Annotated in this window: 10 protein-coding genes; 5 read left to right on the top strand and 5 right to left on the bottom strand. The window is 40.3% G+C overall.

Features of this window, described 5'->3' with window-relative positions; all coding sequences use genetic code 11:
* Positions 1–141: 141 nt before the first annotated feature.
* The 4 genes from ACM0OY_RS37045 to devC all read right to left on the bottom strand — a co-directional run bounded on the left by ACM0OY_RS37045 (position 142) and on the right by devC (position 4,918).
* Positions 142–1,581, bottom strand: a complete 1,440-nt coding sequence (locus tag ACM0OY_RS37045) for an NHLP bacteriocin system secretion protein (protein WP_414573705.1) — start codon at positions 1,579–1,581, stop codon at positions 142–144.
* Positions 1,582–1,613: 32 nt separating this feature from the next.
* On the bottom strand, positions 1,614–1,982 hold the full coding sequence (locus tag ACM0OY_RS37040) for a hypothetical protein (RefSeq protein ID WP_414573704.1): 369 nt from the start codon (positions 1,980–1,982) through the stop codon (positions 1,614–1,616).
* A gap of 78 nt (positions 1,983–2,060) precedes the next feature.
* Positions 2,061–3,536, bottom strand: coding sequence for a cyclic nucleotide-binding domain-containing protein (locus ACM0OY_RS37035; RefSeq protein ID WP_414573703.1), 1,476 nt, complete (start codon positions 3,534–3,536; stop codon positions 2,061–2,063).
* A 215-nt stretch (positions 3,537–3,751) separates the two neighbouring features.
* Positions 3,752–4,918 (bottom strand): ABC transporter permease DevC, encoded by a 1,167-nt coding sequence (devC, locus tag ACM0OY_RS37030; protein WP_414573702.1) that lies wholly within the window; start codon positions 4,916–4,918, stop codon positions 3,752–3,754.
* A 64-nt stretch (positions 4,919–4,982) separates the two neighbouring features.
* Here devC and ACM0OY_RS37025 point away from each other — a divergent pair, with 64 nt between their 5' ends.
* The 5 genes from ACM0OY_RS37025 (at position 4,983) to ACM0OY_RS37005 (ending at position 12,143) form a co-directional block, all read left to right on the top strand.
* Positions 4,983–6,305, top strand: coding sequence for a lipopolysaccharide biosynthesis protein (locus ACM0OY_RS37025; protein ID WP_414573701.1), 1,323 nt, complete (start codon positions 4,983–4,985; stop codon positions 6,303–6,305).
* 309 nt (positions 6,306–6,614) lie between these two features.
* A complete protein-coding gene (locus ACM0OY_RS37020) occupies positions 6,615–7,379 on the top strand; it encodes an aspartyl/asparaginyl beta-hydroxylase domain-containing protein (protein ID WP_414573700.1) in 765 nt (254 codons plus the stop codon).
* A gap of 382 nt (positions 7,380–7,761) precedes the next feature.
* The gene (locus ACM0OY_RS37015; RefSeq protein ID WP_414573699.1) at positions 7,762–9,606 is read left to right on the top strand and encodes a fatty acyl-AMP ligase; all 1,845 of its coding nucleotides are present in this window, start codon (positions 7,762–7,764) and stop codon (positions 9,604–9,606) included.
* On the top strand, positions 9,603–10,907 hold the full coding sequence (locus ACM0OY_RS37010) for a glycosyltransferase (RefSeq protein ID WP_414573698.1): 1,305 nt from the start codon (positions 9,603–9,605) through the stop codon (positions 10,905–10,907). The genes ACM0OY_RS37015 and ACM0OY_RS37010 overlap by 4 nt, the downstream gene beginning before the upstream one ends.
* A 258-nt stretch (positions 10,908–11,165) precedes the next feature.
* Positions 11,166–12,143 carry a sodium-dependent bicarbonate transport family permease gene (locus ACM0OY_RS37005; protein ID WP_414573697.1) on the top strand — a complete coding sequence of 326 codons (978 nt, stop codon included), beginning with the start codon at positions 11,166–11,168 and terminating at the stop codon, positions 12,141–12,143.
* Positions 12,144–12,173: 30 nt separating this feature from the next.
* On the opposite strand, the gene ACM0OY_RS37000 is transcribed toward ACM0OY_RS37005, so the two are convergent.
* Positions 12,174–13,328, bottom strand: coding sequence for a glycosyltransferase (locus ACM0OY_RS37000; RefSeq protein WP_414573696.1), 1,155 nt, complete (start codon positions 13,326–13,328; stop codon positions 12,174–12,176).
* Positions 13,329–13,883 lie beyond the last annotated feature (555 nt).

The following is a 13,883-nucleotide window of genomic DNA, read 5'->3' as shown; positions in this document are numbered from 1 at the left end:
CTTTGATACTCGCGAACGAGTCTTTGATACTCGCGAACGAGTCTTTGATACTCGCCGACGAGTCTTTAATACTCGTGAATCCAATTGAGCCTTCCACCTGTCTCATGCCCAATGCCCCATGCCCCATGCCCAATCCCCAATTTAATAAATCCCAGTCCAAGAGCGTAGCATAGGAATAATATAAGAAATCGGTGCTTTTTCTCCAACTTTGACTTGGACAGAAGTAGTTGTCCCCGAAGATATTTTTACATCTGAACCATTAGAAGATGACCATTTGTAGCCACTAATTGATGTACTATTTTCTTCTAGTTCCACAAGAGCTTGTACTTTTGCTTCACCTTTACCTGCAAGAGAAGCGGCAATTTCTTTGTTACCAACGATCGCTGTAATATCTTGTGTAGTTACTGGAAAAGAAGAGATATTCGCAACGGTTCCGACAATACCACCTTCGCGTTCCCGTTTGGCAAAGCTGGGAGTCACTTGTACGGACATCCCTGGCTTAATTTGCTTACCATCTTTATTCGCAAAGTAAACAAGACTCATCAGTTTTGAATTTGGCTGTTCAGCTTCGATTGACCCCAACCGAGTACCCGGATTCATCATTTGACCGGGAACAACACTTACTTCGAGAATGTGACCATTATATTTACTGATGATTCTACTTTCTTGAGATAATTGCAGTTCTAATTGGGCAATTCGGCGTTTTACTTCTCGAATTTGATTGGCTTTGTCAATTCTTTGTTTAAGGTCTTGTTCTTGTAATTTAGTATTTTGAGTATTCAGTTCTTTAATTTTGGTTTTAATTTCGTCAATCCTATTAAGATTTTCGAGATATTCTCGTTGTGTAGTGGTTTCTTGAATTTCCAGATCCTTTAGTTGGACATCAATTTCAGATAGTTCTGCTTGAGTATTGAAGTATTCCTGTTCGGCTTGCACTACCATATCTTGACTGATAACGCGATCGCCAAAAAGCCGACGCCGATTATCGACCCGTGCTTGTAAACTTTTCAGTAAGTAGTTAATTTGTTGTTTGCGAGAATTAATACTTTGACGTTTTTGAGCGATCGCTCTTAGGGTTTGGTCGCGTAACTTTGGCGCACTTTGCTCTCGGCGCAGATTATTTTCCAAATCCATTTTCTGCTGTCCAAGAGTAATAATCTGTTGGTCAATTAGCAGCTTTTGGAGTCTGTCAGTTTCTTCATTTTGAGTTTGAAGCTGTTGCAATTTTACTTGTTCTTGCTGTAATTGCTGCTTCAGCACCGATTGGTCGATGATACCCAGTACATCACCTTGTTTAATAACATCTCCTGGCTTTACCTTGAGAGTGAGTAACGGCCCAGAACTAGGTGCTTGAAATTCCACAACATGGTGCGGTTTAATCAAGATACCTTGACCTGTGACAGTGAGGGGAATTCTACCAAACACACTCCAAACCCCAGCCACAGCAACCACAAAACTCATAGTAGATAAAGTCAGCCAAGCTTGAGGCTTGACCACATTTATCGCTCGATCTAGTTGTTCTGGTGAAGATAAGCGGTCTAGCGCTTCTGGGCGGAAGATGTGGCTATGTTTGAGTTGCATTGTTCTCCTCCTTAGTGACAGCGCTTAGATCCTTAAGCCTTGTAGACTAGATTAAAGTGCGATCGGGGAGAACTAGGGGAGAGATTGTCATCTGATTTCTCAGTGCCCTCTCTGTTGAAAAGTGACGCTCCTACGTCGCTAACAGTTCGCTGGAAGCCGGCGCTCCGACGCCAGTTGCTTTCCGACGCAAGGCGACAGGAACGTACTGGCTCGACTTTTCGCTGTGTCGCGCCAGTTGCTACCCTGCGGGAACGGTAAGAGCGAACAAGTCGGGGAACCGCAAGGGCGCACTGGCTTCTCTGCGGTATCCTTCGGGAAACCCCTTCGCGTCTACGATTTTCCGTTACCTGTGCGTAAGTTCTGAAATAAAAAAACTCCAATTTTTCTTGTGGGGTGGACATCTTGTCCGCCCTCGGCTACGGGCGAGCGAGACGCCATTGGTGTCAAGTTAAAGATTTTCCACACCGTTCTACTTATATTCAAAAATTCATCAATCGCTGACGAAGTACAGAAGCAACAGTTTCCTGATTTGTATTCGATTTGAAAATCAAACTACAGAAACTTTCTCGGTCAACGCTCATCACTTCCACCTCAGTAAGTCCGGCTCGAACTGTGAAGGGATAATTTTCACCATTAACCAACTGTGCATTACCAAAGTATTCCCCTGGTTGGAGTCTACACGATGTGAATTCATCATGGCGATCGCTCACCAATGCTTCAACTTCTCCTTCTAATATCAAGTAGAATTTCTCAGCTACTTCACCTTGTTGAACGATGATAGAATTGGCTCCATATCTAATTACCTTTGCTTGGGTAGCAACTGCTATAATCTCCGACGGTTCGACGTTGGGTAATGCATTTGAGAGATGACTTGTCATCACACGTTGATGCAAACGACGCACAATATCAGCTTTGGTTAATTCAGAATTGCCAAGGAAAAGCCGGAAAAGTTCTTCCTCAATTACCATCACTTTGACTTCTGAATTTCTAGCAACGCTTACTGTTGCTGTCCGTTTGCCGTCTCGAAGCAAACCAACTTCGCCAAAATAATCCCCACGACTGAGATGATTTAAAAGACGAGGCGGTTCATCAGCAGATTCTTGGATAATTTCTACTTCACCTTCTAAAAGAATATAGAATTTGCTGGCTGGATCGCCTTGGCGAACAATTACTTCCTCTGATTGGTAAGTCAAAACGATTGGTTTAGTGGCTACTTTTTCTAGCAAGGCTTCATCAAAACCAGGTAACACCAAGGAAAGTTCTTGATTAAAAGCTAAACCCAATTTGCCATCTTCAACATTAACAATCCGGTCTGCCAAATCAAGTATGCGATTATCATGAGTAACCATGAGAACAGCACTGTTGTGTTCTTTGGCTAAACGATGCATTAACGCCACTACATTGCGTCCTGCTGTTTTATCTAGAGATGCTGTGGGTTCGTCGGCGAGTACTAACTTGGGTTGAGTTACCAAAGCACTAGCTATGGCCACTCGTTGCTTCTGTCCCCCAGAAAGATTTCCTGGATAGGCATTGAGCTTATCAGCCAATCCAACAGCCTCCAATATAGCTACTGTTTTTGCACGGGCTTCTTTAGGTGAGAATTCTGGCTGCAATTCCAATGACATCTGAATATTCTGTTGAACTGTTAAGAAATCCAACAAATTACTTGATTGGGTAATATAACCAAAATTCCGACGCATTTGGACTAATTGCTCTCTGTTAGAACCATTGAGTTCTTGTCCCAAAATCTTGAGACTTCCCTTTTGCACAGAACGTAAGCAACCAATTAAACTCAGCAATGTGCTTTTTCCCGAACCTGAAGGGCCGGTCAAAATTACAAATTCTTTGGCTTTCACTTCTAGATTAATGTCAGCTAAAACTTGCTTTTGGAGTTCGCCTTCTCCAAAAAAGTAATTGAGATTTTGGATGGAAATAATTGTTTGGGCATTTGTCATTGGTTATAGCAATTTTGTATGAAGATGCGCCAAACTATATGAGGAACGAACCACAAAGGGCGCAAAGTACACAAAGAAAGACAGGGCTTACGCACAGTGAATAAAAATCGAACCACAGAGGAATAAGAATTTCAGAGAGTTCTTGCGTAAGTGCTAAAAGAAAGAAAATTTGGCGCAGCCTGACAAAGAGATTGTATTATTCCCCGCGCCCGATTTCAAAACAAGTCTGCTGGATTGGCATCTTTCAACTTATTCATAGTAATAGTACCGGATGTAAAGCACATAATAATTGTTAGTAAGAGTACCAATGAGGCTCTGGGAAATGTCATGTACATCGGTAAAGCAGTTGCATCTTTGACAATTTCATATAATCCTATAGAAACAATTAGCCCAGGAATATAACCTAATACTGCTAAAATAAGTGCTTCCTGAAACAAAACATTTAAAAAATAACGATGTTTATAACCTCTGGCTTTGAGAACTGCATAATCTGGTAAATGATCGGAGACTTCGCCATATAGAATTTGATAAACAATAATTACTCCTACTAGGAAACCAACGAAAACTCCCGTACTAAATACAAATCCAATGGGAGCGCTGGTAGCCCAATAATGTTTTTCATAATCAATAAATTCTTGCCGTGTCATCACTTGAACGCTAGCAGGAAGTTGAGTGCTGATTTTTTTGGCGATCGCCTTTTCATTGACACCAGGTTTCAGCTTTATCAACCCGATGGTAATATTGTTTGCAGAACGTTCCGGTAACAAATAATTAAAAGTCGTACTGCTGGTAATCACATTACCATCATCGGCAAAGGAAGCACCAGCAAAATCGACTAAACCGCTAATCCAAATTTGGCGATTGCCTATTTCTGCTGTGATTGATTTTCCTGAATCCAAATCCTTTAAAATGTTGCCATATTCTTTTAAATCAGAGTTGCGATCGAATAAAATCACACCCCTAGCCCTCAATAAATGAGCAACTCGATCGAATTTGGCAATCTTAAAAGGACAATTATCTGGGTTGATGCCCAAGATGATAATTCCTTTGCCGCCACTGACATTTCCATACTTAAAAGAATGCTGTCCGTGATACACATAGTTAACAGAATCAACTTCGCTAAAATTAAGCGTGCGATATAAATATTGCCGAGGAAAATCCGCGGTGTTCGCCAAAGTCTTCATTTCCGGATTAATTAAAATCAAATCAGCCACCAGCCGAGTGTGTAGGGCTGTTTGGCTATCGTAGAGGGAATCTAAAAAGGCCAATTGCATAAATATCAAAATTGCCGCAAAAGCAATTCCGATAATCGCTACCAACAGCCGCAGCTTATAGCGAGTCAGTTGCAACCAAGCTAAGGGGATTCTGCCAAAAGAATTCATGTATAATCTTTAAATTCCAATTGATTACATTTATTTGCTACATCCCAACTTTATCTAGTTTGCAATGATGAAGCGATGGCTTGCCGACAGTATTTTCCTCATGAGAATTATTAAAAATGCTACTTGGTTGCTAGGGGGTCGAGTGATGACTGGACTCAGCAGCTTGGTTTATTTAAGTGTAGTTACCCGTCACCTTGGTGTTACAGGTTTCGGCACGCTGGTTCTCATCCAAACTTATATTCAGATAGTGATAGATTTAACCACCTTTCAATCTTCTCAGGCGGTGATTCGTTACGGCGCTATTTGTCTTGAGCAAAACAATAAAGTAGCTTTGCAGCAGTTATTAAAGTTTACTACCTTGCTGGATTTGCTAGGGGTGCTGATTGCTTTGGCGATCGCAATTACGCTCGCGCCTTATATTGGTTCCTATCTGGGATGGAATCAGGCGATAATTACTCAAGTCCAGTGGTGTAGTTTGATTATTCTTTTTACCAGCACAGCAACAGCCAGAGGTTTGTTACAGCTTTGCGATCGCTTTGATTTATTAGCCTTACAAATTACTGTTCCTACCTTTATTTCCATGTTTGCAGCACTCATCGCTGTTACCGTGAATGCTCCTTTATGGGGATATCTTTTAGTTTGGTTCATCGCCCAGGGATGTGGAGGGCTACTGTTGTTGGTAGTTGGTTGGCGAGAAGCCTGGAAACGAGGAATGCTAAAGAATATGAATTGGTCTGGAATCGAGTTGAGCCACCACCATCACGGCTTGTTGCAGTTTTGCATCGTGTCTAACTTTGATTCTTCCCTACCAACGATGATGAGACAAGCCAGCCCTTTAGCAGTGGGAATTTTTACCACTCCCGCAGCAGCAGGACTCTTCCAGGTAGGCTATGAATTGTCTACTCCCCTCAAGGATCTAGCTCAGATTTTGACTCAATCTGTATATCCAGAACTGGCTCGGTTAGATGTCCAAGAAAAGTGGCGCTCTTTTGTGGGTTTGCTGCTCAAATCAAGTGCGATCGCCACCGGAATTGGCGCGATCATCTTGATTATCATCGTTTGCATTGGTGAAATTTTCTTGAAATATGTCTTTGGCGACGAATTTATTTCCGCTTATGGTATTTTACTGCTGTTAGTGACAGCGGAAGTTTTCACAATGGCAAATTCTGCTTTAGAACCCGCTTTCTATGCCATCGGCAAGCCGAGTTTCCCATTGAGAATAAATGCGATCGCTATTTTGGGAGTTTATTTGCCGTTGCTGTTGATTTTAACTCAATCCTTTGGCATCGTAGGTACTGGAATAGCAACCTTATCCTCTACAGCTTTAATTCTGATTCTCAGTAGTGTCCTAATCTGGCGTCAACTACGTCAAAAGTTACAAACATAGTATATCGAAAATAGTCCACCAATTTTAAATGTCTACAACTGCCCGAATTCAATCAACGACTGTCCGAATTCAATATAGGAACTTAGCAAACTTGCTTTTATTAAGAAAAATATAGAAAAGGAAATGAACCGCCATCTCTACGAGAGGTTTGTCTGCGACACGCTGCGCGTAACTTGGTTCTCCCTAAGAGTACGCTAACGTGGAGGATCTTATTAAAGAAAGATGTCAACAGAAGAAAGAACAAAGAGATATATAATTTTTACAACTGATTTAGGATTGCTATAGTTTTATAGTTTAAGGGAGAAATTAATGATTTTACCTCAAGAAGTTAATGAATTTTACTTGCAAAAAAAATCTCGATTTAGGGATTTTTTATTAAAGCACGGTGAAAAACTATTACGAAGTTTAGAAAGTCTAATTGGTGAATACTCTCGAATTGGCAATTCAACATTTTTTAATTCTCAAGACTTTAGCTGGGTCGAAAATGTAGAAGCAAACTGGATGAAAATTCGGGATGAGATGAATCAGCTATTAAATCAGCTAGATAATATCCCCAATTTTCAAGATATTTCGACCGATCAAGTGAGTATCACCTCTGACAATCGCTGGAAGACTTACTTTTTTTATGCCTATGGAATTAAAGCCGAAAAAAATTGTCAGAGATGCCCTGAAACAACTCGTATCATTGAACAAATTCCTGGGATGAAGACGGCATTTTTTTCTATTTTATTACCTCACAAGCATATTCCAGAACACCGAGGCCCATACAAAGGCGTGGTTAGATATCACTTAGCTCTAAAAGTTCCTGAAAACAAAATAGACTGTAAAATTCGTGTTGATCAAGATTTTCGTTATTGGGAAGAAGGGAAAAGCTTGATTTTTGATGATACATTTTGTCATGAAGTTTGGAACGATACAGATGAAATTAGGGTGATTTTATTTTTAGATTTTATCCGACCTATGCCTTTCCCTTTATCACTCCTTAATCAAGTGATAATTCAGCTAATTTCTTGGTCTCCTTACGTCCAAAGTGGAAAAAATAATTTCGTCAAATGGGAGAATAAATTAGGGTAATATCAATTCTGTATGAAGATGCGCTAAACCATAAGTACAAGAAATAAAAACGAACCACAAAGGACGCATTCGCGCAGCGTCTCGTTAGAGAAGAACACAAAGAAAGAATTTAAAAGAGTTTGGCGCAGCCTCACAAAGAAATGGTATAAGTTATTTGAAACTATTTGTGATTGACAGAGGAAATTGGTATCGTCATCCACAAACAGAGTTTGGGTTTAGTTGGAGTTGATGGGAGTAAGCTGCAAATACTGTATAACCAAAGAAGGCATCTGATTACCCAACTAAGTAATATTAATTAATATAGCTAGAGAAAAGATGTAAGGTATGGTTTGTAAAGATTATAATTTCTTGGGTTGTTCTCTAGTAGAAAAGTTTCGTTAAAGTGTTATCTAATTCGTTTAATTCCTTAATAGACCTCCTAAGCGATCGCGCTCAAAAAAAACCTGAAGATCGAGTTTTCACATTTCTCAAAGATGGGGAGATTGAGTCGGGTTTCTTCACCTATCAAGCCCTGGATCGAGAAGCTCGTGCTATTGCTGCCAATCTCCAGTCCGTGACTTCAGTTGGCGATGCCTGCGGCGGGCAGAGCCAACGCGTTTTATTAGTTTATCCTTTCAACGCCTCTTTGGAATTTATTGCAGCCTTGTTTGGCTGCTTTTATGCTGGGGCGATCGCCATACCCACAAGGCCACCTCAAAATTCTGAAGAATGGGCGGATTTCGGCTTTCGCATCCAGGAATGTCAAGTGGGTTTTGCTCTCACTTCTGCCGCACTCATAGATAAGTTACAAAATTCATGGTTAGAGTGGTTAACTCAATCTTCAGACTATCCCCAAGAAAACAAAAATTTGTCTTGGATAGCCACAGATGGAATTTCTTTGAGTGATGCCTCAAACTGGCAGAAACGAAAAATTGATCGTGATGCGATCGCCTATTTCCAGTACACCTCAGGCTCAACAGGTACTCCAAAAGCAGTGGTGATTACCCACGGTAACGTGTTGCAACAATGCACCAATTATCGGCAAGCATTACCAAATCTGGACTACTGGGGAGTAAATTGGCTACCTTTAACCCACGATCTAGGGCTAGTTGCTGGCATCATGCAAACTATTTACGCGGGAAATTCTACCGTTTTAATGTCGCCAATAGCCGTATTTCAAAATCCTAGTCGTTGGCTCAAAGCAATTTCCACCTATAAAGCAACAGTCAGTGGCGGCCCAAATTTTGCTTACGATATGTGTGTGCAAAGGATTAAACCAGAACAAATTACAGACCTCGATCTCAGTAATTGGCAAGTTGCTGGGAATGGAGCAGAACCAGTGCGCCCTCAAACTTTGGAACGCTTTACAGAATTATTTGCACCTTATGGCTTTCGGCGGGAGGTGTTTTATTTATCCTATGGCATGGCGGAAGCAACTTTGGTGATTTCTGGAGGTGCAGCCAACGACACATCAACCGTTTGGTTTGTAGATGAACAAGCTTTGCAACAAAAACGAGTGGTGATGGTAGGAAAAGACCAAGCCGGATCGCGGGCGGTAGCAAGTTGTGGCCCTGCTTTTCCGGGAAATCGAGTCATGATTGTGAATCCCGAAACTCTCATTCCTTGTCCACCTGATAGTGTAGGAGAAATTTGGGCGCAAGGTCTGGGATTAAGTAGCAGTTATTGGCAGCGACCTGAAGAAACTGAGCAAACTTTTCAAGGTTATTTGGCAGATAGTAATGATGGCCCCTTTTTAAGAACTGGCGATTTAGGTTTTATTCACAACGACGAATTGTTTGTTACTGGTCGTCTCAAAGATATGATGATTTTTTGGGGACGCAATTTTTATCCTCAATTACTAGAGCAAACTTCAGAAAACAGTCATCCAGCATTGTCAGCGAATGCTAGCGCCGCTTTTTCCGTGAATGTAGAGGGAGAAGAAAGACTAGTAATTGTTCAAGAAGTCGATCGCCACGCCCTCCGCAAGTTGAATTCGGAGCAGATTGCAGAGATAATTGGTGCTATTCGGCAAACTGTGTTAATGCAGCAATTAGTCGAAGTTTATGCGATCGCTCTGTTAAAACCTGCTACTCTTCCCAAAACATTCAGCGGCAAAGTCCAACGCCGTCGCTGTCGAGAAAAGTTTTTAGCAGGTACACTACCTTTTATTGAACAATGGTTCTGCCCTGCCTCGGAGCGATTAGATCCCACTGATTTGACTAGTTTGCCAGGAATTGAAGAAGCTTGATTGCACATATGCCCATGTCTGATGCTGCCAAAATTAAAATTTTGATTGTCTATGAGCGATCGGGAATGGGTCATGAAGTGATGGCTAATATTCTCGCCAACGAGATTCTACAGGATGCTGATTTTGAAATTGTCAGATACACCATAACTGAATTATTGCAAGACCCGGTGAGCGAACTATTGACAAAAACCTGGGTTAGTGCATGGAATTTTTTCATCTCCCATAACTGGATTAGTTTGGCAGATATACTAATTAATTATCTGATGCGGTTGATTTTATTGCCCATCGGTGAGGTTAGCTCAGTTGCAGCTATGCACCAGACTTTAGACCAAATTGCACCAGATATTCTCCTTTGCACTGCCGATACTGCTGGTAAATGCTTGGGTAGTTGGGCTAAAGAAAAGCAAATTCCCTTTTTTATCGTCATTACAGATTTGGCTGTTTTTATAGATTTAGTTTCCCCAAATGCCACCCATATCTGCTATTTTCCAGAAACAGTGAATGCTGTACAAAGTTTCTCCTTTACGCTTACTTACTGGTCTGATGAATTAACCCGTTCTAGCAAATTGTCTGAGCAGATCCGCTTTATTGGTAAATACCTTTATGATTTTGTGATTTGCTATCCGCAAAATCGAATCTATCGAAATATAGATAGAGATTACCAACACCAAAATCAGGCTCGTTGCGAGGTAATCGGCCCCTTGCGTGAAGCAAAGCATTTTCAAATTAGAGAGCAAAAAAAACTGCGCGATCGCCTGGAATTATCCCCTATATATTCCTGTATTCTCATCATCAGTGGTAGTTTTGGCGGTAACTTTTGTACAAAATATCTGAAATATTTACAAAGTCTATTTTTAGATTCATTAGTTATAGTTGTAGCTTGTGGCCGAGATGAAAAACTGCATGTTAAAATCGACCAGATAGCTGAACAAAAGCAAAATTTTCAAGTGCGATCGCTAGGTTTTGTAGATAATCTCCACGAATGGATGTCTGCTGTAGATATCATTCTGGCTCGTCCCTCAGCAGGTGTTTTATTAGAAGCAATGCTAGCCCGCACGCCATTGCTACTTCCTAGACAAGCAGCAGCCAACGACCGGGGAACCATCAACTTTGTGGAAAAATATCAATTAGGTGAGTGCTTTACAAATCGCCAGGATTTGAAGTTGAAAATCAGGCATTTATTAGATAAAAAAGAACAGTACCAGAACCGAATCGATGCATTACTTAAAAACTATCCATCTACCTTTGAAGAACAAAGTACAACCTTATGCAAAATATTACTGCGATCACTTAATAGCTAAGTAATATTGCGTCCAGTTAAAGACTTATTGTTTAGATCGTTCAATCCTTGAAACAACCTTTTTTCGTTAATGGATATGATAATTAAGGCAATTTCCGTTAATAAATCTACCGCCGCCGTTGGTTTCGACTACTTCAACTTCGCTCAGTACAAGTTCGCTCAACCAACTAATACCAATTCTGTAGGAAAATGCGCTAAACCATAAGTACAAGAAAGAAAAATTTGTGAACTATTATTAAAAAAAATAGGATTGTTACTCATGAACTCAAGCCTTATTTTGTTCAATATATTGAATCCGCCAGTGCTATTTTTCTTTTTAGGAATGCTGGCTATTTTTCTTAAATCAGACCTAGAGATTCCTCAACCATTACCAAAATTATTCTCTCTTTACCTATTACTTGCTATTGGCTTTAAAGGAGGGTATGAGCTTACTGAAAGTGGAATTAATCCAGAAATAGCACTTACACTCTTGGCAGCTATATTTATGGCTTGTGCCATACCTATCTACTCATTTTTTGTATTAAAACTCAAACTTGATACCTATAATGCTGCTGCAATATCAGCAACTTATGGTTCTATCAGCGCAGTTACCTTTATTACTGCCCAGTCTTTTTTGAAAGCTCTAAATATCTCCTCTGGCGGACATATGGTAGCTGCTTTAGCATTGATGGAATCACCAGCAATTATTGTGGGAATTTTACTTGTAAGAGTATTCACTAAAACATCAACAAATGCCCAAGAAGAATTTGCTTGGGTTGAAGTACTACGGGAAGCTTTTTTAAATGGTTCTGTCTTTCTTTTAATTGGTAGTGTTATCATCGGCATTCTCAGTGGTAAACCAGGATGGGATAAATTACATCCATTTACACAAGACATATTTTATGGAGTTCTAGCTTTCTTTTTATTAGACATGGGTATTGTAGCTGCTCAAAGAATTAAAGAGTTAAGACGTACAGATTCTTTTTTAATTGTATTTTCTGTATTCATATCCGTTGCTAATGCAGTTTTTGGTATAACTCTAGCCAAGATAATAGGTATTTCACAAGGCAATGCTTTACTCTTTGCCGTTCTTTGTGCTAGTGCCTCTTATATAGCAGTTCCAGCAGCTATGAGAATGAATGTTCCCGAAGCTAATCCAAGCTTATATATATCTATGGCATTAGCACTAACTTTCCCTTTTAATATTATTATTGGAATTCCGCTATACTTCAATATCATTAAAGTAATGGGGCTTTAATTCATTAAAAAAAGTCCAAATTACTAAATTTTACTTGGTGTCAATAATGCGCTGTAAAATATCAGGAACTTCATATACAGCTTGGTTTTTAATAGCTGCAACATTCGCCTGATAACGAAGCCAATTGTCAGGTTTCAGGAGTTCTTTAACTGCTGGAATAATCTTGCGGAAGCTGTTAATTGCCATACCAACTTGTTTTTCTAATATCCACTCAGCATTGTATTTTTCATTGATGAGTATTGAGGAATTGTGTTCGACAATCACAGGCAAATTCATCACCATCGCTTCACTAATACTAATAGAACCAGGTTTGCCAATAAAAAAATCAGCTAAACTCATGAAATATGGCACTTCATCAGTAAAACCTTGCACATGTTGGCGTAACTGAGTTGGACGTTCTTGCAGTGCTTGTGCAAGTTTTTGATTGGAACCGCACAGAAAAATTAACTGCACTCGATCGCTGATATAATCTAGAGACTGGGCAATGTCGAGCATCGTTGCACAACCTTTAGCCCCAAACAAAACAATTGCCGTTATTCTGTCTGGATCTAATCCTAAACGCTCTCGTTCAACGCGCCGATTGCCAGACATCGCTTGATAGAAACGTGGATGCACAATCATTCCTGAAGTTTGCACAATGTAATCTTCTGAGACACCTAAAGAACGCGCTTGATTAGTAGCGCGATCGCTTCCACAAATTAAATAACTTTGAGTTTTCGGTTCTACCCAAAAATGCGGAGGAACATCTGCAAAATCAGTCATGATTGTAGCCATTGGCGTGTTGACTTTGACTCGTTGCAAACTCTCCCAAATTGCTCGGTTATACAGGGGAATTAAAGAAATGACTAAATCGGGAGGAGGTTGCTTTCGCCAATGTTGTTCGCCCAATTTCACCCCAATGGGATGCAACAGACGAATGAAGAATTTATCAAAAAACATCATCACTGGATGTAGCCATGTCCAGTCTGCACCGATCATTTCGTTATAAAGTTCATTACCATCAGAACCGAATAGCTTTTTATAGGGATCTATCGATTCTGATAGTTCACCAATATCTGTAACAGTGATTTGCCAAGGTCGTTTTTGTTGATTGGCCATCGCACTTAAGGCTTTTAGCGTGGCGTAGTGACCTCCACCAGCATTGAGTGTAAAAATATGCAGTAAAAAGGTTTTTTCATCACTCATAATGAATTAGGTGTACAGTGACTAATTGTTTGTCATCACCGAAATCCTTGTACAGCAGAGATTATACAGCTTTCACATTATTAGCATCAACCTCTTGATAGTGACAAAATAGATGTCATTGTCCGTAATTGTGACAAATTAGCTGTCGCTTCAGCAGAGAGAAAAAAGCTTTTGTATATTTTCATAAGTGTAGAATTTCATCACAGGTGATGTGTTTCTGACAATGAAAGAACCTCGTGGATGAGTGTTTTTTACTTGTGAACAGACAATATACTGATTTTGCAATCGACCACTACCAGTTTCAGGTAAAAAGAGGATGGATGCGATGGCTGGGTTGGGCTACGCCAACGCGTTTATAGATTTTGCGACTGCAATTATAGCGGTTCTCGCTTAGGTGCAGCACATTTTTGACCTCTCTCCAAACCTCTTTCCTAAAAGGAGAGAGGCTTTGAATCTTACTCCCCTTCCCTACAGTTTAGAGGCGATTGTCGCCCCTTGAAGTAACTTTTGCTCCGACGGTCGAAGACTCGTTAACGCTGCGCTATAGATAGCTAT

It is taken from the genome of Nostoc sp. CCY 9925, from assembly GCF_963920935.1.
Taxonomy (GTDB): domain Bacteria; phylum Cyanobacteriota; class Cyanobacteriia; order Cyanobacteriales; family Nostocaceae; genus Nostoc.
This window is presented reverse-complemented; position numbering and strand designations above follow the sequence as displayed.

Bases quoted from the DNA above. Each gene is read 5' to 3' on its own strand.
- ACM0OY_RS37045 (WP_414573705.1), bottom strand. From the start codon at position 1,581: ATGCAACTCAAACATAGCCACATCTTCCGCCCAGAAGCGCTAGACCGC.
- ACM0OY_RS37040 (WP_414573704.1), bottom strand. From the start codon at position 1,982: ATGTCCACCCCACAAGAAAAATTGGAGTTTTTTTATTTCAGAACTTAC.
- ACM0OY_RS37035 (WP_414573703.1), bottom strand. From the start codon at position 3,536: ATGACAAATGCCCAAACAATTATTTCCATCCAAAATCTCAATTACTTT.
- devC (WP_414573702.1), bottom strand. From the start codon at position 4,918: ATGAATTCTTTTGGCAGAATCCCCTTAGCTTGGTTGCAACTGACTCGC.
- ACM0OY_RS37025 (WP_414573701.1), top strand. From the start codon at position 4,983: ATGATGAAGCGATGGCTTGCCGACAGTATTTTCCTCATGAGAATTATT.
- ACM0OY_RS37020 (WP_414573700.1), top strand. From the start codon at position 6,615: ATGATTTTACCTCAAGAAGTTAATGAATTTTACTTGCAAAAAAAATCT.
- ACM0OY_RS37005 (WP_414573697.1), top strand. From the start codon at position 11,166: ATGAACTCAAGCCTTATTTTGTTCAATATATTGAATCCGCCAGTGCTA.
- ACM0OY_RS37000 (WP_414573696.1), bottom strand. From the start codon at position 13,328: ATGAGTGATGAAAAAACCTTTTTACTGCATATTTTTACACTCAATGCT.